The sequence below is a fragment of the Bradyrhizobium sp. KZN70725 genome (assembly GCF_055264925.1).
In genome coordinates this window covers 141,822-167,368 of the sequence record NZ_JBUYWT010000005.1, presented here as the reverse complement: position 1 = coordinate 167,368, position 25,547 = coordinate 141,822, and the positions used below count along the sequence as shown (strand labels likewise).

20 protein-coding genes are annotated in these 25,547 nt (G+C 65.4%); 13 read left to right on the top strand and 7 right to left on the bottom strand.

Annotation, left to right across the window (positions count from 1 at the left end; all coding sequences use genetic code 11):
• Window positions 1–9: 9 nt before the first annotated feature.
• Together ACZBJS_RS07005 and ACZBJS_RS07000 are read right to left on the bottom strand one after the other, a co-directional pair.
• Window positions 10–741, bottom strand: coding sequence for a cytochrome c biogenesis CcdA family protein (locus ACZBJS_RS07005; protein ID WP_016846251.1), 732 nt, complete (start codon window positions 739–741; stop codon window positions 10–12).
• 447 nt (window positions 742–1,188) lie between these two features.
• Complete coding sequence (locus ACZBJS_RS07000) at window positions 1,189–1,929, bottom strand: FadR/GntR family transcriptional regulator (RefSeq protein ID WP_316393768.1); 741 nt, start codon at window positions 1,927–1,929, stop codon at window positions 1,189–1,191.
• 160 nt (window positions 1,930–2,089) lie between these two features.
• On the opposite strand from ACZBJS_RS07000, the gene ACZBJS_RS06995 reads away from it, so the two are divergent.
• The 11 genes from ACZBJS_RS06995 to ACZBJS_RS06945 all read left to right on the top strand — a co-directional run bounded on the left by ACZBJS_RS06995 (window position 2,090) and on the right by ACZBJS_RS06945 (window position 16,952).
• A complete protein-coding gene (locus ACZBJS_RS06995) occupies window positions 2,090–3,121 on the top strand; it encodes a TRAP transporter substrate-binding protein (RefSeq protein ID WP_316393769.1) in 1,032 nt (343 codons plus the stop codon).
• Between the two features lie 9 nt (window positions 3,122–3,130).
• Window positions 3,131–4,987: a TRAP transporter large permease gene (locus ACZBJS_RS06990; RefSeq protein ID WP_463438605.1), complete on the top strand. Its 1,857-nt coding sequence runs from the start codon at window positions 3,131–3,133 to the stop codon at window positions 4,985–4,987.
• 12 nt (window positions 4,988–4,999) lie between these two features.
• Window positions 5,000–5,983 carry an NAD(P)-dependent oxidoreductase gene (locus ACZBJS_RS06985; protein WP_316393771.1) on the top strand — a complete coding sequence of 328 codons (984 nt, stop codon included), beginning with the start codon at window positions 5,000–5,002 and terminating at the stop codon, window positions 5,981–5,983.
• A gap of 161 nt (window positions 5,984–6,144) precedes the next feature.
• Window positions 6,145–7,341, top strand: coding sequence for an ABC transporter substrate-binding protein (locus ACZBJS_RS06980; RefSeq protein WP_316393772.1), 1,197 nt, complete (start codon window positions 6,145–6,147; stop codon window positions 7,339–7,341).
• A 19-nt stretch (window positions 7,342–7,360) separates the two neighbouring features.
• Window positions 7,361–8,218 carry a branched-chain amino acid ABC transporter permease gene (locus ACZBJS_RS06975; protein WP_050385417.1) on the top strand — a complete coding sequence of 286 codons (858 nt, stop codon included), beginning with the start codon at window positions 7,361–7,363 and terminating at the stop codon, window positions 8,216–8,218.
• The gene (locus ACZBJS_RS06970) at window positions 8,218–10,017 is read left to right on the top strand and encodes a branched-chain amino acid ABC transporter ATP-binding protein/permease (protein WP_463438604.1); all 1,800 of its coding nucleotides are present in this window, start codon (window positions 8,218–8,220) and stop codon (window positions 10,015–10,017) included. The genes ACZBJS_RS06975 and ACZBJS_RS06970 overlap by 1 nt, the downstream gene beginning before the upstream one ends.
• Window positions 9,998–10,744: an ABC transporter ATP-binding protein gene (locus tag ACZBJS_RS06965; protein ID WP_316393774.1), complete on the top strand. Its 747-nt coding sequence runs from the start codon at window positions 9,998–10,000 to the stop codon at window positions 10,742–10,744. Before ACZBJS_RS06970 ends, ACZBJS_RS06965 begins: the two co-directional genes overlap by 20 nt.
• 224 nt (window positions 10,745–10,968) lie before the next feature.
• Window positions 10,969–14,208: an AAA family ATPase gene (locus ACZBJS_RS06960; protein WP_316393775.1), complete on the top strand. Its 3,240-nt coding sequence runs from the start codon at window positions 10,969–10,971 to the stop codon at window positions 14,206–14,208.
• 41 nt (window positions 14,209–14,249) lie between these two features.
• Window positions 14,250–14,891 (top strand): hypothetical protein, encoded by a 642-nt coding sequence (locus tag ACZBJS_RS06955; protein WP_316393776.1) that lies wholly within the window; start codon window positions 14,250–14,252, stop codon window positions 14,889–14,891.
• The gene (locus ACZBJS_RS06950; protein ID WP_316393777.1) at window positions 14,851–15,489 is read left to right on the top strand and encodes a hypothetical protein; all 639 of its coding nucleotides are present in this window, start codon (window positions 14,851–14,853) and stop codon (window positions 15,487–15,489) included. Before ACZBJS_RS06955 ends, ACZBJS_RS06950 begins: the two co-directional genes overlap by 41 nt.
• A 170-nt stretch (window positions 15,490–15,659) precedes the next feature.
• Window positions 15,660–16,952 carry an MFS transporter gene (locus ACZBJS_RS06945; protein WP_316393778.1) on the top strand — a complete coding sequence of 431 codons (1,293 nt, stop codon included), beginning with the start codon at window positions 15,660–15,662 and terminating at the stop codon, window positions 16,950–16,952.
• A gap of 4 nt (window positions 16,953–16,956) precedes the next feature.
• Here the strand turns inward: ACZBJS_RS06945 and ACZBJS_RS06940 are convergent, their stop codons facing one another.
• On the bottom strand, window positions 16,957–17,568 hold the full coding sequence (locus ACZBJS_RS06940) for a TetR/AcrR family transcriptional regulator (protein WP_057015033.1): 612 nt from the start codon (window positions 17,566–17,568) through the stop codon (window positions 16,957–16,959).
• 157 nt (window positions 17,569–17,725) lie between these two features.
• Here ACZBJS_RS06940 and ACZBJS_RS06935 point away from each other — a divergent pair, with 157 nt between their 5' ends.
• Entirely contained in the window at window positions 17,726–18,958 is a 1,233-nt protein-coding gene (locus tag ACZBJS_RS06935) for a cytochrome P450 (RefSeq protein WP_463438603.1), read from the top strand.
• A gap of 200 nt (window positions 18,959–19,158) precedes the next feature.
• The gene (locus ACZBJS_RS06930; RefSeq protein WP_316393779.1) at window positions 19,159–22,866 is read left to right on the top strand and encodes an AsmA family protein; all 3,708 of its coding nucleotides are present in this window, start codon (window positions 19,159–19,161) and stop codon (window positions 22,864–22,866) included.
• A 51-nt stretch (window positions 22,867–22,917) separates the two neighbouring features.
• On the opposite strand, the gene ACZBJS_RS06925 is transcribed toward ACZBJS_RS06930, so the two are convergent.
• The 4 genes from ACZBJS_RS06925 to fumC all read right to left on the bottom strand — a co-directional run bounded on the left by ACZBJS_RS06925 (window position 22,918) and on the right by fumC (window position 25,481).
• Window positions 22,918–23,271: a VOC family protein gene (locus ACZBJS_RS06925; RefSeq protein WP_316393780.1), complete on the bottom strand. Its 354-nt coding sequence runs from the start codon at window positions 23,269–23,271 to the stop codon at window positions 22,918–22,920.
• A 56-nt stretch (window positions 23,272–23,327) separates the two neighbouring features.
• Window positions 23,328–23,603: a ribbon-helix-helix domain-containing protein gene (locus tag ACZBJS_RS06920; RefSeq protein WP_024580116.1), complete on the bottom strand. Its 276-nt coding sequence runs from the start codon at window positions 23,601–23,603 to the stop codon at window positions 23,328–23,330.
• On the bottom strand, window positions 23,600–23,788 hold the full coding sequence (locus ACZBJS_RS06915; protein WP_016841076.1) for a DUF4169 family protein: 189 nt from the start codon (window positions 23,786–23,788) through the stop codon (window positions 23,600–23,602). Before ACZBJS_RS06915 ends, ACZBJS_RS06920 begins: the two co-directional genes overlap by 4 nt.
• 274 nt (window positions 23,789–24,062) lie before the next feature.
• Window positions 24,063–25,481, bottom strand: coding sequence for a class II fumarate hydratase (gene fumC / locus ACZBJS_RS06910; protein ID WP_316393783.1), 1,419 nt, complete (start codon window positions 25,479–25,481; stop codon window positions 24,063–24,065).
• Window positions 25,482–25,547: the final 66 nt, after the last annotated feature.

Sequence of the window (25,547 nt, the reverse complement as noted above, 5' to 3'; positions counted from 1 at the left end):
CGTGAAGGCCTAGCCGATATTTTGCAGCGCCGGGAAGGTTTCCAGCAGCCAGACGCTGACGCTCGAGACTGCGCCGGTCAGGAAGCCGATGCCGGTGACCACCATCAGCACGCCCATCACCCGCTCGACGGTGTCGAGATGGCGCTTCATCCGCGCGAACAGCGAGGAGAACTGCTTGACCATGAAGGCCGCAAGCAGGAACGGGATGCCGAGCCCGGCGGAATAGACCGCGAGCAGGCCGGCGCCCTTCGTCACCGTGGCCTCCGCGGCCGCGATCGAGAGGATCGCGGCGAGGATCGGCCCGATGCATGGCGTCCAGCCGAAGGCGAAGGCAAGGCCCATGACGTAGGCGCCCCACAGCCCGACCGGCTTCGGCGCGGTCAGCCGCCCCTCGCGCATCAGCAGGCCGATCCGGGTCACGCCGAGGAAGTGCAGGCCCATGATGATGATGACGATGCCCGCCAGGATCGAGAGCTCGGCCGACCAGGCGCGCACCAGCCCGCCGACAAAGGAGGCGCTGGCGCCGAGCGCGACGAACACGGTGGAGAAGCCGAGCACGAACATCAGCGCCGCCGTCATCACCGCGCGCTTGGAAGCCGCGGTGGCGCCGTCCTGGTTGACCTGCTCGATGGTCGCGCCGGTCAAATAGATCAGATAGGGCGGCACCAGCGGCAGCACGCAGGGCGAGAGGAAGCTGACCAGACCGGCGATCAGGGCCGCCGGGATCGAGACGTCGTGCATCAATGAAACCTTCGCAGAATAGCGCTCCTGTCTTGGCGTCTATGCGGCCAACAATCCAGAAGTTTCGTCGTCGCAGCCTTCAACTATGGTCACAGGCCCGTGTGCGGGTCGACTCTCGTGGCAGGCGCGGAATGACGGTGAGGCGAGCACGCCGCGCGGCTCCCACTCTCGCAAGGGGGAGGGAACCCTTCCGGCGGTGCCTCGCTCACGCGTCAATCACTGATGCCCATTTTTGATCTGCAAGCGGCACCACACATTCGCTGTCGTCCCGGCCTGGTGCGCAATTGCACACGGGGGGCCGGGACCCATAACCACCGCTGAGCTAGGTTGCGCAACGCTGGAACGACGAGTCCCACCGACAACATCGGCCGCGGCGTATGGGGTCCCTGCTTTCGCCAGGACGACCATGTGGAAGCAGTGAGCGCATCACGACCGCAGTCACCAACATCATCGGCGCTTGGCTGGACGTGGCGTCTCGAACTCCCTGCCGCGAATGCGTACCAGGTCGTCGGCGGAATTCGTCAGCAGCACGACCGTGGCTGTGCGCGCCGTCTCCGCATCTCCGGCGGCGATTGCGTCCAGCACCGCGCGGTGCTCGCGCAGTGCCCGCGGACGGTGCGAGCCCGGTGCTGCGATCGTAAAACTCTGGCGCAGCGTGATCTCGAACATCTGCGCGATCGGCCAGAAGAATTCGTTGCGGGTGGCGAAATAGATCGCCTGGTGGAACGCGATGTCGGCGGCGACGAACTCTTCGTTGCTCTCTGCAGCGTCCATGCCGTCGCATCCGGCGCGGATGCGGGCGATGTCGACCTCCTCGGCATGGGTCGCCGCGAGCGCTGCCGCGGCCGGCTCGACCGCGGCGCGCAGCTGGAACAGCTTGGCGAGGTAACGGTCGATCTCCGCGGTCTCGAGGTGCCAGCGCAGCACGTCGGGATCGAGCTGATTCCACTGCTCGGGCGGCCGAACCCGCGTGCCGCTCTTGGGCCGCGACTCGATCAGGCCCTTGCCGGTCAAGGTGCGGATCGCCTCGCGCACCACGGTGCGGCTGACGTCCATCATCTCGCAGATCCGGATTTCCGGCGGCAGCGTTTCGCCGACGCCGATCTCGCCGCGCACGATGCTGCTGCCGACGCGGTCGGTGACCTGGCTGTGCACGCTTCGACGCAACGCGTTGGATGTCTGGAACATCGAGGTCCTCGCTGCGGTTGCAGCCTGCGCCGCCGCCGAGCCGCGCCCTTGCACAACCGTATCCGTTTTGTCATACATTATGACAAATCGGCTGCCAAGCTCACGCCGTCAGGCGGGTGGCCAACACAATAAAGATCCGTCCCCGGGGAGGAGCACCATCATGACGTCGAACCGCGTGAGCCGCCGCATTGTGCTGCAGTCGTCGGTCGCAGCGACCGCGTGGCTTGCCGCCGCGCCCGCGATCATCGGCGGCGCCGAGGCTGCGGTGATGAAAATGCGATGCTCGTCGTCGCTTCCGAACGATCCCAAATACGCCAATGGCCGCGTCTACTACGACAATCTGGTCAAGAGTCTGAAGGCGAACGGGCTCGGCGAGCAGATCGAGGTCACCTTCTTCCCCGACAACCAGCTCGGCCAGGAGATCGACGTCATCAACTCGGTGAAGCTAGGGGTGATCGACCTGATGGTGTCCGGCTCGTCGATCTCGGCGAATCTCGTGCCGCTGGTCGGCACCTTCGACCTCGGTTACCTCTTCACCAGCTTCCAGCAACAGACCAAGGCGTTCGACGCCGGCGCGGCGAAGCCGATCGAGGCTGCGCTGCTCAAGGGCGCCGGCATTCACATCATCGGCTGGGCCTATAATTTCGGTGCGCGCAGCGTGCTGGCGAAGAAGCCGGTGAAGACGCCGGAGGATCTCGCGGGCCTGAAAATCCGCACCTTGCCCAATCCGATCATCACCGAATGCCTGCGGCTGATGGGTGCCGCCGCGACGCCGCTGGCGTTCGGCGAGATCTATACGGCGCTGCAGGCCGGCGTGCTCGACGGCCTTGAACACGATCCGCCGACCATCCTGGCGAGCAAGTTCTACGAGACCGCGAAGCACTATGCGCTGACCCAGCACATCTTCTCGCCGCTCGCGGTCTATTTCAGCGACACCAGCTTCAACCGCATGGCTCCCAAGCTGCGCGAAGGCTTCCTCGATGCGGCGAACAAGGCCGCGATCGACGCCCGCGCGCACGGCCTTGCGGTGGAGAAGGAGGCGCTGGCGGCGCTGGTGGAGAAGGGCGTCACCGTCGTCGAATGCGACAAGGAGGCGTTCCGCAAGCGCGTGCTGCCGCAGACCGACAATTTCATCAAGGCGCGGCCCGAGGCCAAGGCTGTCGTCGACCTGATCCGCGCCACCCAGGCCTGAGGTCGGCGCATGTCAGTCGCCGCAGTCGAGGCGAGAAGCAGCGCCGATCGGATCACGGCACCGCTGCTCGCCGTCAGCGACGCGATCGCCGCGCTCCTGCTTGCCGCCGATCTCGTGGTGGTCTGCGTCGCGGTGCTGGCCCGCTTCCTGTTCAACGCGCCGGTCGAATGGTCCGACGACGTCGCCCGCGGCCTGATGGTCGGGTCGAGCTTTTTCGGCGCGGCAAGCGCGCTCGCCCGCGCCGAAAATCTCGGCGTCGCCTTCTTCGTCAACATGCTGCCGCCGGGCGTGCGGCGGGTGGTCGATGCGGTCGGTGCGCTGCTTGTCACCATCATCGCCGGCTATGTCGCGTTCAATGCCGTCAAGATGGGCTGGCTGACCACCGGCCAGACCTCGGGCTCCGGCCTGCCGCTGGAATGGACGTTCTATCCGATGGGCATCGGGGCAGCGTTCATGACGGTCTTCGCGTTCGAGACGTTCTGTGGCCGGCCGCTGCGTGACATGGCGGCAGCCATCGTCGCGACCGCCGTCATCGTGGGTCTCTATCTGGCCTGGGATGCGCTGGCGCCGTCGTCCGTGCCGTCATCGCAGGCGTTGATGCTGATCGGCTTCTTCCTCACGCTGTTCGGCGGACTGCCGATCGGCTTTGCGCTGGCGCTGGCGGCGCTGATCTTCATCTGGGTCGAGGGCACGCTGCCCGGCGTGATCTTCGCCCAGCAGATGGCGCGCGGCATCGACAATTTCGTGCTGCTCGCGATCCCGTTCTTCATCCTGGTCGGCTACCTGATGGAAGCCAACGGCATGTCGGTCCGGCTGATCGAGCTGCTGCAGCGCGCGGTCGGACGGATGCGCGGCGGGCTCAACGTCGTCATGGTGATGTCGATGGTGCTGTTCTCCGGCATCTCGGGCTCCAAGATGGCCGACGTTGCAGCGGTCGGCTCGGTGCTGATCCCGGCGGCGCGCCGCTCGCGGCAGAACCCGGGCGGAGCGGTGGCGCTGCTCGCCGCCTCCGCTGTCATGGCGGAGACGATTCCGCCCTGCATCAACCTCATCATCCTCGGCTTCGTCGCCAACCTGTCGATCGGCGGACTGTTCGTCGCCGGCATGTTGCCGGCCGCGCTGATGGCGCTGGCGCTGATCGCGGTGTCGATCATCTTCGGCAAGCGTCCTGCCACGAACGTGGAAGCCGAGCCGCGCGTCGCGGTATCCGGGCTCTGGACCGGTGCGACCGCCTCGTTCGGGCTGATCTTCATGATCTTCTTCGGCTTCAAGAGCGGCTTTGCCACCGCGACCGAGATTTCCGCCTTCGCCGCGGTCTACGCCATCGCCGTCGGCAGCCTGCTGTTCCGCGAGCTCGGTGCGAGGAGTCTGGCGCATTGCTTCGTGCATGCGGCTGTTCGTTCGGGGCTGGTGCTGTTCATCGTCGCCGCGGCGCAATCGCTGGCCTTCATCCTGACGCTGCAGCAGGTGCCGCATGCCGTCGGCGACCTCATGCTGGCGATCTCGGGCAGCCACGGCGTCTGGCTGTTCATGCTGCTGTCGATCCTGGTGCTGGTGGTGATGGGCTCGGTGCTCGAAGGCGCCGCGGCGCTGATCATTTTCGGCCCGCTGCTGCTGCCGGTTGCCGTCAAGCTCGGCATCGATCCGCTGCATTTCGGCGTCGTGCTTGTGATCGCGATGGGGCTCGGGCTCTTTGCTCCGCCACTCGGCCTTGGGCTCTACGGCGCCTGCCTGATCGGCAACGTGCCGATCGAGCAGACCATCAAGCCGATCGCGGGTTATCTCGGCCTGCTGTTGCTGTGCCTGCTGGTGATCGCCTTCGTGCCCGCCATCAGCACGGCCTTGCCGCATGCGCTCGGCTACTAGGGGGGTGGGATCGTGAAGGTGCTGCTTGCCCATACCCCGCAGATGCGCCGCGACTATTATGGCGAGCGCAGCCTGAACGGCCTGCGCGCGGTCGCCGACGTCATGCTGCACGAGGGCGAGGACGCGCTCGATGCGGCGGCGCTGGTCGAGGCCGCGGCCGATGTCGACATCATCGTCGCCGACCGCATGACGCAGGGGCGAGGGGAGATCTTTCCGCAGCTGCCGAAGCTGCGCGCGTTCGTGCGCTGCGCGGTTGACATCCGCAACATCGACGTGGCTGCGGCCTCCGCCGCCGGCGTGCTGGTGACGCAGGCGAGCGCCGGCTTCGTCCAGTCGGTCGCCGAGCTCGCGCTCGGCTTCATGGTCGATCTGTCGCGCGGCGTCTCGCGCGCCACCGCGGATTATCACGCGGGCAGGGCGCCCGAGGTCGTGATGGGCCGCCAGCTGGCGGGAAGCGCGATCGGCATCATAGGCTATGGCAGCATCGGGCGCTATCTTGCCGGGATCGCAAAAGTGCTCGGCATGAATGTGCTGGTCGCCGATCCCTACGTAACGATCGATGATGCGGCGATCGGGCATCTGCCGCTCGACGATCTGCTGGCACGCGCCGACTACGTTGTCTGTCTCGCGATCGCCAACGCGCAGACCGAGAACCTGATCGGGCAGGCCGCGCTGGCGCGGATGCCGAAGCACGCATTCTTCATCAACCTTTCGCGCGGAAACCTCGTCGACGAGGCGGCGCTGTCGGCCGCGCTGCGCGATGGCCGCATTGCGGGTGCCGCGATGGATGTCGGCCGCGCGCCGGACCAGATGCCGACGCCCGAGCTTGCGAAGCTGCACAATGTGATCGCAACGCCGCATGTCGGCGGCCTGACGCCGCAGGCGATCGAGCATCAATCGTCGGAGACGGTACGCCAGGTCGCGAAGATCGTCGCCGGCGAGATACCCGTCGGTGCGGTCAATGCCGGCTACTGGACACGGCGGCCTCGGCCATGAAAGTTTGGCGAAGCCCAATGTCGTCCGCGGGGCTGGACAAGAGCTTCGCATCCGGCCCAGACTTGGCCCGCATAACCGCGGCCCTTGAGCGCGCGGACAATCAATGAACGGACGTCCCGCAACAAACGACGGGCGCCGAGAGGGAAACAGGGAGGCATCACATGGCTATTTCACGCCGTGACGTTTTGTTGGGCAGCGCCGGTGCTTTGGGCGCCGCATCATTTTCCTTCCCAGCGCCTGCCATCGCACAGTCGGAACCGATCAAGATCGGCTGTCTCGCGGCGATCACCGGCCCGAGCTCGGCTCCGACGGTCGGCTTCAATCGCGGCGTCAACTTCGCGGTCGACGCCATCAACGGCGCCGGCGGGGTGAAGGGCCGCAAGATCGAGCTCGTGATGCGCGACACCCAGGGCGATCCGACCAAGGCGGTGAACGCGACGCAGGAGCTGATTAGCCAGGCCAAGGTGCACGCGATCTGGGGTCCGCTGAACTCGGGCGAGGCGCTGGCGACGACGCCGATCATGGCGCGCGCCAAGATGCCGGACCTGCATCCCTGCGTCGTCGAGACCCTGATCGACCCGGTCAAGTTCCCCAATGCGTTCCGCATCGCGCCGTCGAACAACCAATGGGACGATGCCGTGCGCAATTACTGTCTCAAGATCCTCAAGGTGAAGAAGGTCGCGGTGATCGGCGACACCACCGGCTATGGCGTCACCGCGGTCGGCGCCTCCGTCGCGGCGTTCAAGAAGGACGGCGCCGAGGTGGCCTATCAGGCCAATATCGACGCCACGCAGCCCGACATGACGCCGGACATGCTGCGCGCCAAGAATGCCGGCGCGGAAGCGATCGTGGTGTGGAGCGTCTCGACCGGCATGGAGGCGCGCATGTTCAACACCCGCGCCGCGATGAACTGGGACGTGCCCTTTGTCGGTCATCCCTCGATGGCGTCGGGCGAGCTTGCGAGCCTGGTCGCCAAGCCGGAGAACTGGAAGAAGGTCTACGCGATCGGCTACAAGAGCTGCAGCTATGACGGCGCCGGCAAGCTGCCGCCGAAGAGCGCGGACCTGGTCGCGCGCCTGACCAAGGCCAACATCGCGCTGAACGACACGCTGTTGTGGTGGGTCGCGGGCGGCATCGATTGCATCGAGCTGATCGCCAAGGCGGTCGCCGAAAGCGGCTCGACAGACAGCGCCGGCATCATCAAGTACTGGAACATGCTGTCGACCTATCCCGGCTATTTCGGCAATTACCGCTTCTCGCCGACCGAGCACAACGGCTATCTAACCGAAGAGATCGTGATGTCGGAAGCCTCTACCGCCAAGGACGGCACCTTCGCGCTGGCGCCGGGGTATACATAGAAGGGCGAGGGCGCAGCCGATGCTGGCCTCGATCCTCGCATCCGGTCTCGCGGCGGGCGCGATCTACGCGCTCGTCGGCGTCACCTACAACACGATGTTCTCGACCTCGCGGGTGATGAGCTTCACCGCCGGCCAGCTGGCGATGCTGGGCGGCGTGTTCGGCTCGATGTTCACGCTGAAGCTCGGCCTGCCCATTGCCGTCGGCTTCGTGCTGACGCTGCTCTGCTGCGCGGTGATCGGAATCATCACCGAATTCGTCGCGGTGCGGCCGGTGCTCAAGAGCCTCGACCAGCATCTCTACGTGCTCTCGACCCTCGCGGTCGCGCTGATGATCCAGCAGATCACCGCGATCAAATGGGGCACCGAGCCGCAACCGTTCCCGCGCATCGCAGGATTCGGCGAGGGCGTCCTTGATGAGAAATTCTGGCTGCCGGTCCTCGCCTGCGCCGTCACCATTGTCGGCCTTGAATATCTCTACCGCCGCACCCTGGTCGGCCGCGCGTTCCTCGCCATCGCGGAGGATAATTTTGCGGCGCGGGCGCTCGGCCTGCCGGAGCGCAATCTGCGGGTCGCGAGCTACGCGCTCGCCGGCGTGGTCGGCGGCATCGCCGGGTTTTCCGGCGGGCAGTTGCTGCTCGCCTTCTTCGCCAACGGCGCGCTGCTCAACTTCTACGGCTTCGTGCCGGTGGCGCTGGGCGGGCTCGGCAATAACAGAGGCGCGATCATCGGCGGGCTGGCGCTCGGCCTGTTCCAGCAGGCGGCGAACTTCCTGGTCGGCGGCATCTTCTCCTCGGTCGCGGTGTTCACGCTGTTCATCGTGGTGCTGCTTGCCGCGCCGCAAGGGCTGTTCGGCGCCTCGACCGCGCGGAGGGTGTGATGACGTCGGTCGTGGCCACTCCGTCCCGAACCGACAGCGGCGTGTGGCGCGCCGCGCTGCCGCACGTCCTGCCCTTCCTCGGCATTCTGGTGGCGGCGGTGCTGCTGCCGTTCGTCAGCAACGATTACTGGGTGCTGATCGGCACCCGCATGGCGATCTACTGGGTGCTGGTGTCGGGCCTCAATCTGGTGGTCGGCTTTGCCGGTCACCTTGCGATCGGCTATGTCGCGCTGCTGACGCTCGGCGCCTACACGACGAGCGTGCTGGTTGCCGGCAACGTGATGCCGGCGATTCCGGTGTTCGTCGCCTTGCCGATCGCCGGCCTGATCGGCGCGATCTTCGGCGTGGTCGTCGGCCTGCCGGCCCTGCGCCTGCGCACCTTCTACTTCGCCATGTCGACGCTTGGCTTTGCAACCATCGTGACCCAGATCGCGCTGGCCTGGCAGAGCGTGACCGGCGGCGGCATCGGCATTGCCGGTCCCGAATTCCCGGCGCCGTTCAACACGCCGTGGGGGTTCTACGCCCTCTGCATCGCCTTCGCCGCGCTGACCACCTGGATGAGCGCCAATGTCGCGCACAGCCGGTTCGGCCGCGCGCTGATCGCGGTGCGCGACGCCGAGGTCGCCGCTGAGGCCAGCGGCATCTCCAAGCCGAAAATGCTGATCGCGATCTTCCTGTTCGCCGGCGCGCTGGCGGCGATCGCCGGCGGATTGTTCGCGACCCTGCAGACCTACATCACGCCCGATGCGTTCACCTTCGATCTCTCGGTGCTGTTCTTCATCGCGATCCTGATCGGCGGCCGCGGCTCGATCCTCGGGCCCATGCTCGGCACCATCATCCTGACCATCCTGCCCGAGATCGCGGCGCCGCTCGCGGCTTGGTCGACCTTCCTCTACGCGGTGCTGCTGCTCGTGATCGTGCTGGTGATGCCCGGTGGCATCGCGGCGCTGCTCGATTTCCGCAACCGCCGGCCGCTCGCCAGCAACCGCGCCATCGTTCCGCGTCCCGCTGCACTCGCCGACATCGTGCGCCGCAGGGATGGCGGCAAGACGCTGCAGCTGCGCGGCATCGCGCTGAGCTTCGGCAATGTGAAGGCGATCGATGGTCTCGATCTCGATATCGCGCCCGGCGCGATCCACGGTCTGATCGGACCGAACGGCAGCGGCAAGACCACGACGCTCAACGTGATCTCGGGCTATTACGCCGCCAAAGCCGGCACCATGACGCTTGGCGGCGAAGTCCTGGCCGCGGGCCAGCCGGTCAAGCGCGCCGCGTGCGGCATCGCACGCACCTTCCAGACGCCGCGCGTGATCGGCGAAGCCTCGGTGCTGGAGAACGTCATGATCGGCGGCTCGATCGAGGGCCGGGCCAATTTCGTCGAGGCGATGCTCGCACTGCCGCGCAACGGCGCCGACGAGCGTCTGCTCGCGGCAAAGGCGCACGCGCTGCTCGGCGTCGTCGGCCTCGAGGCGCTCGCCGACATACGCGCCGATCGCCTGCAGCACAGCGAATTGCGCTTCATCGAGATCGCGCGGGCGCTGATGCTCGATCCGGACTTCCTGCTGCTCGATGAGCCCGCCGCGGGTCTCTCCAATGACGAGATCGAGCGGCTCGCCAGCCTGATCAAGGCGGTCTGCGGCCGCGGTACCGGTGTGCTGCTGGTCGAGCACCATGCCGATCTGATCTTCGATATCTGCCACCAGGTCACCGTGCTCAATCTGGGCCGGACGCTGGCGGCGGGAACCCCGGCGGAGATCCGCATCCACAAGGAGGTCGTCAGTGCCTATCTCGGCGGCTGAACCGTTGCTCGCGGTCAATGGGCTGCAGTCCGGCTACAGCAAGATCCGTGTGCTGCACGGCATCAACATCACGATTGCCACCGGCGAGGTCGTGGCGCTGCTCGGGCCCAACGGTGCCGGCAAGACCACACTGCTGCGCGCGATGTCCGGACTGTTGCCCGTCACTGCCGGACAGGTCCGGTTCGGCGACCGCGACATGACCAACGCCACGCCGCGCGATGCCGCGCGGGCCGGGCTCGTGCATGTGATCGAGGGACATCGCGTGTTCACGCAGATATCGGTGACCGACAATTTGCTGCTCGCCGGCTATGACCTGCCGCGCGCCGAGCGTGCCGTGCGCATCGAGGAGGCGTTGGCGTTCTTTCCCGAGATCGCCGAGAAGCGGCATGAACGCGGCGGCGCGCTGTCGGGCGGGCAGCAGCAGATGCTGACGGTGGCGCAGGGCCTGGTTCGCCGGCCGCGGTTGTTGATGCTCGACGAGCCGTCCGCGGGACTGTCGCCGGTGCTGGTCGATCGCGTCCTCAACGTCATCGGCCGGCTGCGCGAGCAGGGTACCTCCGTGCTGCTGGTCGAGCAGCTCTTGGAGAAGGCACTCGCCTGTGCCGATCGCGTCTACGCGCTGGTGCAGGGTGCGATCGCGCTGGAGGCGCCGACCGGAGAGAGCGACCTCGCGCATCGGCTCGAGCGCGCCTATTTCGGCCATGAGAGCCACGCGTTGCAGACCTAGCCAATGCAACCTGTGTGCTCGACGCCAACGGCCACGCAACTTGTGATCGGATGCGGCGTCGACTGCCGTTGTGGCGCAATCTGCACGTGCGTCATAAAATGGCACGACAGGTGCAGGCAGCTTTGCTAAGCTTCACAGCGATGCCCGATTGTGGATATTTGTCGCGTTGTTTTTAAGACTTGTTGCGGTTGCCTGCGTCTGCAGCTCTCTTCAAGAGGCCTACGATGCAATGTTTGCGTTGCGGTTGTCAGAACAGGGCGACCAATGAGTATTGCGAAGGGTGCGGGGCCTCTCTCGGAATTACGTGTGAAGCTTGCGGCCACCTGAACGGATCAAGCAGCCGCTTTTGCGGAAAGTGCGGCGCTGCGTTGGCGACGGCGATTGACGCGACCCGGGTTCAGCCGTCGCACGAGCATGCGCTGAGGAGCCTGCATGCCAAGGGTGGGGAGCGGAAGCGCCTCACGATCCTTTTCGCTGATATCAGCAACTCGACGGGCATCATCGATAGCCTCGGAGATCCCGAACTGGGCATGCGGCGCTTGCAGCCGGTGCTCGACCTGATGAACGAAGCCGTTCACCGCTACGGCGGCGTCGTCAACAAGGCCCAGGGCGACGGCGTCATGGCGATGTTCGGCGCCCCGCAGCCTCATGAGGATCACGCCGTTCGGGGCTGTCTCGCGGCGTTGGCGATGCAGGATGACGTCAAGCGCCTGCATGACGTCGATATGCAAATCCGCGTCGGCGTCCATACCGGTGAGGTCGTCTTCCAGGCCATCGAGCACGGCATCTATCAAACCTATGATGCCGCGGGCGCGAACGTGCACCTCGCCAGTCGACTGGAGCACCTTGCCGAGCCCGGCACCATTCTGGTCTCGAGGGAAACCTACGCTGTCGCGAAGCAGTTCGTGGAGGTGGAGTCGCTTGGAGAGCAGGCCATTCGGGGGCTCGCGGCTCCCGTCGAGGTGCTCAGGCTGAGGGGCCTTCAGCATGCGCCGTCGAGCGGTGTGTTCCGGACCGGACGACGGTTGAGTCCCTTGACCGGCCGCGCCGACGAGTTTGCGGCGCTGACAGCTGAACTCGAGAACACCCGCAAGGGAGATGGCCGGGTGATCGGTGTCGTTGGCGAAGCCGGCATTGGAAAGAGTCGCCTTTGCTTCGAATTTGCCGAGAGTTGTCGCAGCAAGGGCATCCGCGTCTTCGAGGCGCGTGTGCTCGCGCACGGCCGCGCAACGCCGTTTCAGCCGGTGCTGGCGCTGCTTCGGGATATTTTCGGGCTTCGCATCAAGGAGGAAGCGCCGGACGTTTCGCGCCGCCGTATCTTCGACCGGCTGGCGGCAATGCCGGTCTCCGATCATCTGGCACCCGTGCTGCTGGAATTCCTCGGTCTGGCGGACCCGCACCAGCCCGCGCCGAAACTGGATCCCAAGGCCCGCAAGGCCCAATTGCTCGATTTCGTCGGCGAACTGGTACGCGCCGCACCTCGTGACAATGTGACGGTCGTCCTGATCGACGATCTGCACTGGATCGATCCGGCGAGCGAGGAGTTCGTCGAGGCCCTTGCCGACGCCGTGGTCGGAACCACGACGATGCTGCTGGTCAATTTCAGGGCCGGATTGAGCGCGCCGCTGATGCAGCGGTCGCATTACCGGCAGATCAACATGGCTCCGCTTGGGCCCGCGGAGGCGCAATCGATCTTGCGCGATCATTTTGGTACCGACCCGTCGCTGGCGCTGTTGAGCCGGAACATCGTCGAGCGCGCGCACGGCAATCCGTTCTTCCTGGAAGAGCTCATGAGCGCCCTCGTCGAGCGCGGCGACTTCGAGGGCGAGAAGGGCGCGTACCGGCTGAAGGGCGGCATCGACACAATCCCGCTTCCGACGACCGTGCAGGCCGTGGTCGCGGCGCGCATCGATCGCCTCGACGAACACGCAAAAAGGGCCCTCGAGGTCGCCTCGGTTGCCGGGCGCGAGATTTCGTTGTCGGTTCTCGATGCCGTTGCCGGACTGGCGAAGGCCGAGCTGCTGGAAGCCGTGGGACATTTGCGACGCGCCGAATTGCTCTACGACGTGCCCCCCTTTGAGCAGCGGCTGATCGCGTTTCGTCATCCGCTGATCCAGGAAGTCGCCTATCTGTCGCTGTTGCACGAACGGCGCCGCGAGCTTCACGCGGCCGTCGCGCAGGCGATCGAGAAGCTGTTCAAGGATCGCGCCGAGGAACGGGCATCGCTTCTCGCCTACCACTGGGAGCATGCCGGCGAACATTTGAAGGCGGCGCAGCAGCACATGCGTGCGGCGGTCTGGGTCGGTGCGAACGATCCCAGTCAAGCCTTGCGAAGCTGGAAGAAGGTGCGTGAACTGCTGACGCACCAGCCCCCGTCGCAAATGACCGACTATCTGAAGATGATGGCCTGTGGCCAGATCGTGAATTTCGGCTGGCGCGAAGGAATTTCCGCCGCCGATGCGCAGGTCTATTTCGAGGAAGCCCGCGGCCTCGCGCTCGCGATGGGGGACCTGCGCGCCAACACGCTGATTCACGCTGCCTACGGCCGGATTTTGGCGAATGGCGGCTCGGCCGACGAATATGTCGAGCGGGTGCTGGAAGCCAAGGCGCTTGCCGACACCGGCACCGACACCAGTGTCCAGGTCACGCTGAAGGCCATTCTCTGCCACGCGCTCCGGCTCTCGGGGCGGATGTCGGAGGCGCTGCAGATGAACATGGAGGCGGCCGCGCGCGCCTCGGAGATCGTGAAGTCGGACCGGGAGACGCTTGGATTCGACGTCGAGGTCTGGTTGACCGCCATGCGCGGGCAGACGCTCGTGATGCTGGGGCGCGGGTCCGAGGCCCGGCCGCTGCTCGATCGCGTGCTGCAACTGGATGGCAGCCAGGTCGATGCCATTCACTATGTCATTCCGAGCCTCGCCTATATCGACCTCGCCTGGTCCGAAGGCGACGTCGGACTGGCCCAGCACCACGCCGATCGCGCCTTCTCGCTCGCGGTCAAGAGCGGCAATCCGTATTTGCGCGTCTACGCCCAGGCCAGCCGCGGCCTGTCCCATATGGTGGCAGGTCGGATCACATCATCGATCGAGGACCTGACGGCCGCGCTCGACTTCGCGCGAACCCGCAAGGCCGGCCTTGAAAACGAAGCACGGATTCTCGCCGATCTGGCGAACGCGTATCGGCAGAAAGGAGATGCGGCGGCAGCGTTGTCCGCCGTCGACGAGGCGATTGCGGTTGCGGTCAAGCGGCACGCGCGCATTCCGGAATGTCTTGCCCGATCGGTTCGCGCCGATCTGCTGTTGCGCTCCGGGCGGAGCGATGAGGCCGAGGAGGGCACGAAGGAGCTGGACCGCGCGACTGCGCTGCTTCACGAGACCGGCGCGATGATCTTCGCGCCCTTTGTCGGTGGCGCGGGAAAGACGGTCAAAGCTAGTCGAAGTTCGAACGAAGCCAATAATATTTGAGTTGCGAGCGAAAATTGTTCTGATTCCATTCGGATGATCTCATGTTGTTCGCGAATATGACGGGCGAACCGGTCGGCAAAGAAAGCGCCCGCACGCGCAGGGACGCGCTCCTTTGCGACATCCTGGCCGATTTCAGGCGTGCGTTTCCCGATCTGCTTTTCGAGCTCGACGAAGGAAGCGCAACCGTCAATGCTCAGGCCTTCATTCGTGGCAACGACCGCGTCGTGCGGATCTATGGCGGACTGGCTTACCACGCGGCGATGAACGCGGATGGCCTGGTTTTCGCTCTGCTTCACGAGGTCGGACACCATCTATCGAAAGGCGGCCGCCTCGCCGCCAACTCCGAGCTCGGTTGCGAGTGCGCGGCGGACCGCTGGATTCTCGCTAACGGCGCAGCCCGGCTACGCAAGCAGACCGGGCGCACGCTGTCGATTCAGCGCGCGGTATCGAGCATCGAGCAATTGACTGCGCTTGCCGCCTGCGGCCTGGGAGCTCGCAAGCGCGGTCCAAGCGTGTGCTGGGCCGATCATTGGCCGAGGCGCAAACATGTACTGGTTCGACCGGAAGCCGCGCCGGCAATTCCGCGGTGCTATCTGTCCAGTTTTTTACGACTGAATCAAATTGCACAAAGGGAGACGACAAATGGGTGCGCTACTTCCCGTCGGCAGCGGTCCCGACGCTGAAATCGTGGATAGGCTGAATGAGCTCTTCAGCGGCAAGGATCTGGCTACTCTTCGCAAGCACAACAAGAAGGAAAAGCTGTTTGATCCGAGCCACAGGTTACGGCGCGTGGCGTTCCGCATCGGTGCCTATCCGAGCAAGGATTACGGGAAGGATGATGCCAAGCGGAAATGGTTCTTCTTTCTCCACCATGTGCTGCCTCAGGAGACGCAAGAGGCGATCAAGAAGATCCTGGGCGACGCGATGACCCGAACCGCGATCAAGGCGGTGAAGTTCTCGGTCGAGGAAAACAGCGTGGTGACTCATCCGCATCTGTTTCCGAGCAACAACGAGCCACTCGCGAACTACCTGAATGGGGCCGGCACCGCCTATCTTGTCCATCTGGTCGTGCAAGGGCCGATGGATGACAGCGCCGAAGATCCGCCAGGCGACAACGACCCGGACAGCGGTGAACAGCCGATCGCCTGGCCCGAGCTTTCGCTCCGCAGGCCAACGTTCAGGCGCGCCAAATCAGGCGGCGGGAAGGGCGCCGGCAAGGAGAAAGCCGTCAGCAAGAAGAAGGCAGCCAAAAAGGCGGCCAAGCGTCCGCGCAAGCGTTGACGACGCGATCATAGCGGTTGATTGTGGCGGCAAGGGTCGACGGATGCGTCGGCCCTTCTGTCTCCAGGTCGTCCTGAAATCTGGCTGGTGGCAGCGCCTGCTGCCGGCTGCCCAAAGTCCGCTACGGCGCCGGTCCAGCCTGTTCCGTTGCGGATGGAATGCTGCGTCCGATGCGACTTCCCTTTTTCTACGGCTGGATCATCGTCGCGGTGACCTTCGTCACCATGGCGATCGGCGTCAACGCGCGTACGGCGTTCTCGCTGTTCTATCCGCCGATCATCTCGGAATTCGGCTGGGAGCGCGGCATCACGGCGGGCGCCTTCTCGTTCGGCTTTGTCGCCTCGGCGATCGCAAGTCCGCTGATCGGCCGGTTGATGGACCGCGGCGGTCCGCGCGCGGTGATGGAGCTTGGCGTGCTCTTGATGGGTTCGGGTCTGCTGCTGGCGCCGCTGACCACGCAGCCCTGGCACCTCTATCTCACGATCGGCGTGCTGGTCGGCGCTGGCAGCGTCTGCCTCGGCTATTCCGGACAATCGTTGTTCGTGCCGAACTGGTTCCTCCGCCGCCGCGGACTTGCGATCGGGCTCGCCTTCGCCGGCGTCGGCATCGGCTCGGTGACGCTGCTGCCGTGGGTGCAGCACATGATCGAGCACACCGGCTGGCGCACCGCCTGCACCGCAATGGGGATCGTGGTGCTGGTCGTGCTGGCGCCGATCAATCTCTTGCTGCACAAGCGGCCGGAGGACATCGGCCTGCAGCCCGACGGCGATGCTGCGCCGACGGCGACGTCAGCCAGGCCGGCATCGAATATCGTCGACCCCGTGTGGGCCGGCACCGACTGGACGCTGTCGCGTGCGCTGCGCACCGCGCGGTTCTGGTGGATCGCGATCGGTTATTTCTGCGGCCTGTACATCTGGTACGCGGTGCAGGTGCATCAGACCAAATTCCTGCTCGACATCGGCTTCAGCTCCAGCGTCAGCGTCTGGGCGCTTGGCGTCGTCAGCCTGCTCGGCATTCCCGGCCAGATCTGGCTCGGGCATCTCTCCGATCGGATCGGCCGCGAATGGGTGTGGGCGATCTCCTGCTTCGGCTTCGTGATCTGCTTCGCCGCGCTCGCCGCCTTGAAATACTGGCCCAACATGGCGCTGATCTATCTCATGGTCTTCACCCAGGGCGCGCTCGGTTATGGCCTGACATCCGTGATGGGCCCGGTCGTGCTGGAGATCTTCCAGGGCAAGCATTACGGCAGCATCTTCGGCACCGTGATGCTGGCTGCGCTCGCCGGCGGTGCTGCGGGCCCCTGGATCACCGGCCAGCTCTATGATCTCTCAGGCAGCTATACCAGCGCCTTCCTGCTTGGGATCGCCTTCAGCCTGCTGTCGGCGTTTGCGATCTGGCAGGCCTCGCCCCGCAAGGTCCGCGCCGTCGCCGGACAGGTGCACAAGGTCGCAAGCGCGTCCTGACGCGTCAGGCCGACGAAACGCCGATGGCGCGCTGCAGGTCGGTGATCGCGCGCAGGCAGCTGTCGGCGGGGGTGGTTTCCGGATCGATCAGGCGGTGCAGGCGGAAACCATCTTCCAGCGCCAGCACGATCGCTCCGGTCCAATCCGGATCGAGTCTGCCGTTCCGGCCGCTGTTCTTCTGCGCAGTCGTGACAATGTCGGCGATCAGCTTGCGCCGCGCGCGCAGACGTTTGGCGAGCTCGGGCCGGCGCTTCTCGGCGCGCGCCACGAACAGGATCATCTCCATGTGCAGGAGAGGGGAGCGGCCGAGCGGATCCTGCCGGCTGCGATCCATGGTGCGCAGCGCCTCGAGGAAGTCGGCCAGGTTGCTGTGCCGGGCGAGCAAGTCGAGATTGCGCCGGATCGATTGCTCGACGTGATCCTCGAGCATCGCGAAGATCAGCTCGTCCTTGCTCTTGAAGTTCGAATAGAAGGCGCCGCGGGAGAAGCCCGCCGCGGCCGCGATCGCCTCGATGCTGGCGCCGCCGATGCCCTGTTCCTCGAACACCCGCGCCGCCGCCTCGAACAGCTTCTCGCAGGTGTCGTCCCGTGTCGGTCTGGTTCGAACCCTTGACATCGGCGCATTTTAGGGCAGAATGCAACTCGATACAAGAGTGTATCGAGTTGCATTCGACAGAACCAGAACAGCCGCATCCGTGATGATGCGGTCTTGAGGATGACACCAGGGCACGCCAGGCTTTAAGGCCCAGGCGTAGCGTGCGAACGAGGTCACCATGAACGAGCAAGTTCAGCCGGCGAGCGGCGAGCCGCTTTTCAATCCACTGGCGCCTGAATTCATTCGCAATCCCTATCCGTATTACGAGCGGTTGCGCCGCCTCGATCCGATGCATGTCAATGTGCACGGCGCTTTCGTCGCCAGCCGGCACGCCGAGGCGAGCCTCGTGCTGCGCGACAAGCGGTTCGGCAAGGATTTTGCCGAGCGCTCAATCCGCCGCTACGGTCCGAAGATCATGGAGGAGCCGGTCTTCCGCAGCATGAGCCACTGGATGCTGCAGCAAGATCCGCCCGACCACACCCGCCTGCGCGGCCTTGTCGTCAAGGCCTTCACCGCGCGGCGAGTCGAGGACATGCGGCCGCGCATCCAGCACGTCGTCGACGAGACGCTCGACCGCATCATTCCGCAAGGCAAGATGGACCTGATCGAGGATTTCGCGTTCCGCCTGCCGGTCACCATCATCTGCGACATGCTCGGCATCCCCGAGGAACACCGCGAGGCCTTCTACAACGGTTCGCGCGATGGCGGCCGCATCCTCGAGCCGGTGCCGCTGACGCCTGAGGAAATCAAGCAGGGCAACGCCGCCAATGCGATGGCGGCGATGTATTTCCATCAGCTGTTCGAGCTGCGCCGCAAGCAACCCGGCGACGACCTCACCACCCAGCTGGTGCAGGCCGAAGAGGACGGCCAGAAGCTCACCAACGAGGAACTGACCGGCAACATCATCCTGCTGTTCGGCGCCGGCCACGAGACGACCGTGAACCTGATCGGCAACGGCCTGCTGGCGCTGTTCCGCAACCCGGACCAACTCGCGCTGCTGAAGGCCAATCCCGGCCTGATCACCAACGCGATCGAGGAGTTTCTGCGTTACGATTCCTCGGTGCAGCTGACCGGCCGTGTCGCGCTGGAAGACATCGACGACCTCGGTGGCAAGCGCATCCCGAAGGGCGAGAGCGTGCTGTGCCTCCTGGGCTCGGCCAATCACGACGAGGCTATCTACCCCGACCACCCCGAAAGGCTCGACATCCGGCGGCCGAACGTCAAGCCGCTGTCGTTCGGCGGCGGCATCCACTTCTGCCTCGGCGCCCAGCTGGCGCGGATCGAGGCCGAGATCGCGATCTCGACACTGCTGCGCCGGATTCCCGACCTGCGGCTCGATGACGCGGAAAATCCGGAGTGGCGGCCAACCTTCGTGCTGCGCGGGCTGAAGCGGCTGCCGGCGAGCTGGTGACGTTCCCGCGGGGCAGCGATCCGCGGCGGGGCCGGCACACGCACGCTTGAACGGGAAATCAACCATCTGTCCAAAGTCCCAGCAGTAAACCGGCTGTGACTTCGCCGTACTTGTCTCTATATTTGGGTTGCTCCGGCCAGAGGTTGGCAAAGGGTTCAGCATGAGGAGGCTGCCCCGGAGCTGGCTCAAAGGGAGACACCGTGCAGACGACGCTGCTCGGCCTGGCAATTGCCTTCATTCTTGCACTGGTCGCGGCGCTGGTCGGTCCATATTTCGTTGACTGGAACCAGTTCCGGCCGCAGTTCGAGGCGGAGGCGTCCAAGATCATCGGCGTGCCGATTCGCGTCGCCGGCAATCTCGACGCGCGTCTGCTGCCGGCACCCTCGCTGCGGTTGAAGACGGTCACCGTCGGCGGCGCCAACGACCTCGGCAAGATTCGGGCTGCCAATCTCGACGTCGAACTCAGCCTGAGCTCGCTGATGCGCGGCGAGTGGCGCGCGAACGAGCTCACCATCAACGGCGTGTCGCTCGATCTCGGGCTGGACCCGAAAGGGCGGATCGACTGGTCGCCGTCGAGCGGGAGCTTCAACCTCGCTTCGCTGGCGATCGACCGGCTCAACCTGACCGGCAGCATCGCGCTGCATGATGCAGCGAGCCGCAGCACGCTCGAGCTCAACGACATTGCCTTCAGTGGCGACGTCCGCTCGCTTGCCGGCGCGATCCGGGGTGACGGCAATTTCATGTTCGACGGCAACCGCTACCCGTTTCGGGTCTCCTCGGGGCAGAGCGCCGATGGCAGCGGCACTCGCCTGCACTTCAGCATCGATCCCGGGCAGCGGCCGGTGTCGGCCGATCTCGACGGCATCCTGACATTCGAGGCCCGCGCGCCGCGGTTCGAGGGCACGCTGACGCTGGCGGGTGCGCCCGGTCAGCGCGGCGGCGATGCGCCGCCATGGCGGATCGCGGCCAAGGTGAAATCGGATTATTCGGCGGCGCGGCTCGACCAGATCGACGTGAGCTATGGCGCCGAGGATCGTGCGCTGAAGCTCGCCGGCAATGGCGATCTGCGTTTCGGTGCGTCGCCGCTGCTGCGCGCCTCGCTTACGGCGCGGCAGCTCGACGGCGACAAGTTCGCCGCCAAGGATAGCAGCAATGGCAATGTCGAGCCGGTCCGCGTGCTGCCGGCGATGCGCGCGGTGTTGTCGGGTCTTCCGCAAAGCCCGATACCGGCGCAGGTGGAGCTGGCATCCGAGCAGATCATGCTCGGCGGCCGTCCATTGCAGGACATCTCGGCGGAGCTGCGATCGGATGCGAAATCATGGACGGTGCGCCGGCTGGAATTTCGCGCGCCGGGATCCACGCGGGTCTCGATGAGCGGTGCCAGCGCGCAAGCTGGAGCGGCGAACAGCTTCAAGACCGCGCTCAACATCGAATCGTCCGATCCCGACGCGCTGATGACCTGGCTGCAGGGGCGCGGCGACGCCACCTATCGCAGCCAGAGGCCGCTGCGTTTGCGCGGCGACGTCATGGTGTCACCATCGGGCTTTTCGATCGATGCGATGAAGGCGGAGATCGAAAGCGGCACGCTCGAGGGCCGCGTCGCGGTTACGTACCGCGAGGCAACCAGCGGCTCGAAGGTCGAGGCGCAGTTGAAGGCGGATCGGCTCGATCTCGACGCGACCGCGGCATTGATCCGCTCGCTGGCCGGTCCGCAAGGCGAATGGCCCGACGAGGCGCAGCTGTCGCTCGACGTCGGGCGCGCGGTCTCTTCCGGGCAGGAATTGCGGCCGCTGCTGGCGAAAATCGCCTATAGCCCGAAGAATGTCGTGCTCGAGCGCGTCAAGATCGGCCAGCCCGACAACGTCACGCTCGACGGCAGCGGCAATTTCGACCGCGCCAATTCGACCGGCAAGCTCGCGGTCGACGCGACCGCCGCGTCGCTTGGCCGGCTGACCGCTGTGGTTGAGCCGTTCGCGCCGGCGCTGGCCGCGCGGCTTGGCGTGCTCCGCGCGGATGCCGGCCCGGTTCGCGCCAGGCTCGCGCTCGACCTCGGCAAGGGCAAGGCTGCCGACCGCGTCAGCGCGCGCGCGACGCTCGATCTCGACACGCCGCAGCTCAAGGGCAATACGGTGATTTCGGTGACGCCACAGGTGGCCGCGATCCGTGCGCTGGATTTCGATGCACTTCGCCGCAACGAGGTTGCAGCGGAGACGAAATTCTCGGCAGGCGATGGCAACGCTTTGCTGGCGCTGCTTGGGCTTGACCATGCGGTCGCAGCCGGTGCCGGTTCGACGCAATTCGAGGGCACGGCGATCGGCGCGTGGGGCACGCCGTTGCGGCTGAAGGCAAGGCTCTGGGGCGCAGGGCTCGATGCGGATGCCGAAGGGACCGCGGAGCCTTGGACCAAGGACGGGGCCAACGCGGGCAAATCGAGCATCAGCCTCCGCGTCCGCAGCGCCGACATCAGTCCGCTGCTCAATCTGAAGCCAGCCGATCCGGTCGCAAACATCCGCCTGTCGTCGAAGCTGACGCTCGCGGGCGACAGGCTGACCTTCGACGATCTCGACAGCATCATCGCCGGTTCACGGCTGCGCGGTCATCTGGCGCTGACGCTCGCCGATCAGAAAAGCCTCGACGGCGAAGTCGGTCTCGATCAGATCACGCTGGCGCCGATTTTCGCGGCCGCGATCGGCGCGGCCGGTCACGATGCGACGGAGCCGCTCGGCCAGGGCCTCACAAGCGCCTGGCGCGGCAAGGTCACGTTCGAAGCGCTGCATGGCCTGCTGCCGGGTGGCGCCGAACTGCAGCCGGTCAGCGGCACCATCAGGTCGGACGGGCAATCGCTGACCTTCGACGGCATCAAGGGCAAGCTCGGCGGTGGCGAGGCGACCGCCACCATCGATGCGCGACAGGCCGCCAACGGACTTGCGCTCAGCGCCAATGTGCAGCTGTCCGGCATCGACAGTTCAGCCTTGCACTACCGCAGTCTCGCGATGCCCAAGGGACGCGCCTCGATGCAGATGACGCTGTTGACGCAGGGCCGCAGTGCCTCGGCGTTGACCGGCGCGCTATCCGGCAGTGGCACCGTGACGCTGGAGGGGCTGAGCCTTCCGGGCCTCGATCCGCGCGCCTTCGAGGTTGCGATCCGCGCCAGCGATTCCGGGCAGGCGACCGACGACACGCGGCTGCGGCAGATCGTCGAACCGGTGCTCGCGAGCGGCGCGCTGTCGATTGCTTCGGCGCAAATCCCCTTCAACATCCGCGACGGCCGCCTCCGGGTCGGCGCCACCACGCTCGCGGCGAACGGTGCCAATGCGACCGTATCCGGCGGCTACGACATTCCGGCCGACCAGGCCGACATCCGCGCCGCCCTGGCATCGACGCAGGTCGGCACGGCCAACAGCCGACCGGAAATCCAGCTGCTCGCCGTGGGCACGCCCGACGGATTGTCGCGTAGCATCGACATTGCGGCGCTGTCGTCGTGGCTTGCGGTGCGCGCGATCGACCGGGAGACCAAGCGGCTCGACGCCATCGAGCGCGGCGAACCGGCGCCGCCGCCGACCCAAACGGCGCTTCCGCATCCGGCCGAGCCGGCGCCGGATGCATCCAACCCGAATTCGGCAGGCATGCCTTCCGCCAACTTGCCGGGGCCTGGTCCTGATCCGCGCCGCGTGCCGGCGAAGCCGAAGATCGTTCCGCCGCGGCCGCCGACTGTCCCGCCGGCCGCCACCGCGCCCGCCATTGCGCCGCCCGCATCGCTTGCGAGCCAGCCGCAGCTGGCGCCGCTGCCGCCGCCGATCGAGGTCAAGCCGGCGCCCGGCGCGGCCAGGCCAAAGCCGCTGCGGCCCCCGCTGTCGCTGACGCCGCAGGTCGCCAATCCACCGCAGCGGCCGGCGATGCAGAACTAAACGCGCTTTCAAGCGAAGTGGGCACCGGTTCGCGTCAAACGAAGCGCTGGCTCATGATCGGTGCTGGAGAATATTGATCAGCTTGCCGAAGGGATCGCGGACGAAGAAGCGCCGCACGCCCCACGGCTCGTCCGCCGGTCCGTATTCGATCGCGATGCAGGCTGCCTTCATTCGGCGCAGGGCCTCGTCGAGATCGTCAACCTCAATGGAGAGATCAGGCACCGGCGTGCCGCAGCCACCTTCGGAAGCGAAGCTGATTTGAGCCTGCATTGTTTCGGATGAGCCATAAGTCGCAACCCAACCGAAATCCATCAGTGGCTCGAGGCCAAGCACGTCGCGATAAAACGACTTCGCTGCCGCTGTGTCCGGTGCGGCAACGTTCGCGACGATCCGATTGATCTTCATGCTGAGCCCGCGCAGCGGAACGACCGTCTACTGGTGGCGACGGTCGGAGAGGGCCGTCAGGCCTGCTGACGCGTGTCAACCTGTTGCGGCCTGACATCCGTGGGCACCGCCGGCGTGGCGCGCGAGCGGAAGTAGTCGAGCACGAACAGCCGGATCGCGGAGGACAAATTGCCCTGCTGACGGTTGTTGTCGATCTCGCCGACCAACTCCGACAGCGTCATGTTCCGCAGACCGGAAATCTCCTTCATGCCATTCCAGAAGGCTTCTTCGAGGCTGACGCTGGTCTTGTGTCCGGCGACGACGATCGAGCGCTTGACGACGGGAGACTTCATGATGCGTCTCCATTTTCGATGCGGTGCTGATCGAGCACACGCGCGTTGCGCTCGCCGAGGAATTCGTCACGCGCTCGTTCGGATTTGGTGCGACCGAATAGCGCACGATTGGCTTCGGCCTGCTTCGCTGCTTGTTCGCGCTCACCGCGCTTCTTGAATCGTTTCAAGTTGACCACGTCGCCCATGCTCGTCGTCCTCATCGTCCCCAGAGCGGAATTGGTGATGCATCGTGACGAAAGCAAGAGCAACTGCGCTACGCGCCCGGCTCGATATCCATCCCGAATCCCCGTTTGATGCTCTGATAGCATCAAAGAATCCGTTTCGCTCTGCGAAAACTAGACGTCTGTACCATGCGCCAGCGCAGAGCTCATAGGTAACGCGCCTTAGTCTTTAGGCGTTATGATCCATAATTATATCACGCGCGCTGACCGTAATTATCCGGACAATGCGAGCTTCGCTTTAGCCCGGGTGTGTCATTTTGTCCGGCTGCACGAGGCGATCAAATTCATCCGCGGAAACAAATCCGAGCCGCAAAGCCTCTTCCTTCAGCGTCGTTCCGCGCGCATGCGCCGACTTGGCGACCTTGGCTGCGTTGTCGTAACCGATCTTCGGCGCGAGTGCGGTGACCAGCATCAGCGAGCGCTGCATCAGTTCGTTGATGCGCTTTTCGTCGGCGCGTATTCCGACAACGCAATGCTCGGTAAATGAGCGGACAACGTCAGACAGCAATTGAATGGAATTTATCATACAGTATGCCAACACAGGCTTGTACACGTTCAACTCGAAATGGCCCTGGCTGCCGGCGACGGTGATCGTGGTCTGATTGCCGAACACTTGGCAGCAGACCATGGTCATGGCTTCGCACTGGGTCGGATTGACCTTGCCCGGCATGATCGACGAGCCCGGCTCGTTCTCGGGCAGAATCAACTCGCCGAGGCCCGAGCGCGGGCCCGAGCCGAGCAAGCGGATATCGTTGGCGATCTTGAACAGGCCGGTCGCCACCGAGTTGATCGCGCCGTGTACCAGCACATAGGCGTCGTTGGAAGCCAGCGCCTCGAACTTGTTGGCCGCGCTGGTGAAGGGCAGCTTGGTGATCTTGGCGACGTGGCGCGCGAAGGTTTTTGCAAATCGCGGCTTCGAGTTGAGGCCGGTGCCGACGGCGGTGCCGCCCTGCGCCAGCGGAAACAGATCCTTCACCGCGACGCGCAGCCGCGCGATGCCGCTCTCGACCTGCGCGGCGTAGCCGGAGAATTCCTGGCCGAGCGTCAGCGGCGTCGCATCCTGGGTATGGGTGCGCCCGATCTTGACGATCCTGGCAAACGTCTTCTCCTTCTTGCGCAACGCGCGATGCAGTTCGGTGAGTGCCGGAATCAGATCGGCGACGATGCGGCTCGCTGCGGCGATATGCATCGCGGTCGGAAACGAGTCGTTCGATGACTGACTCATGTTGACGTGATCGTTCGGATGGATCGGCTTCTTGGCGCCAAGCTCGCCGCCGAGCATCTGGTTGGCGCGGTTGGCGATCACCTCGTTCACGTTCATGTTGCTCTGCGTGCCCGAACCGGTCTGCCAGACCACCAGCGGGAAATTGTCGTCGAGCTTGCCTTCAATTACTTCCTTGGCTGCGCGGATGATGGCGCCGGCGCGGCGCGCATCGAGCTGGCCGAGCTCGCGATTGGTCTCCGCGGCCGCAAGCTTCACGATGCCGAGTGCATGGACGATCGCGATCGGCATGCGGTCGTGGCCGATCTTGAAATTCTGCCGCGAGCGTTCGGTCTGCGCGCCCCAATAGCGGTCGGCGGGAACGTCGATCGGACCGAAGCTGTCGGTCTCGCTGCGGGTCTTTGCCTTGGAGGGGATCGTCGATCGAGCCATCATGCTTTCCGTGGATGCTTGCCGTTGCGTCATCAAAACGTGGCCCGGCGCGGCAACGCGACAGCGTCC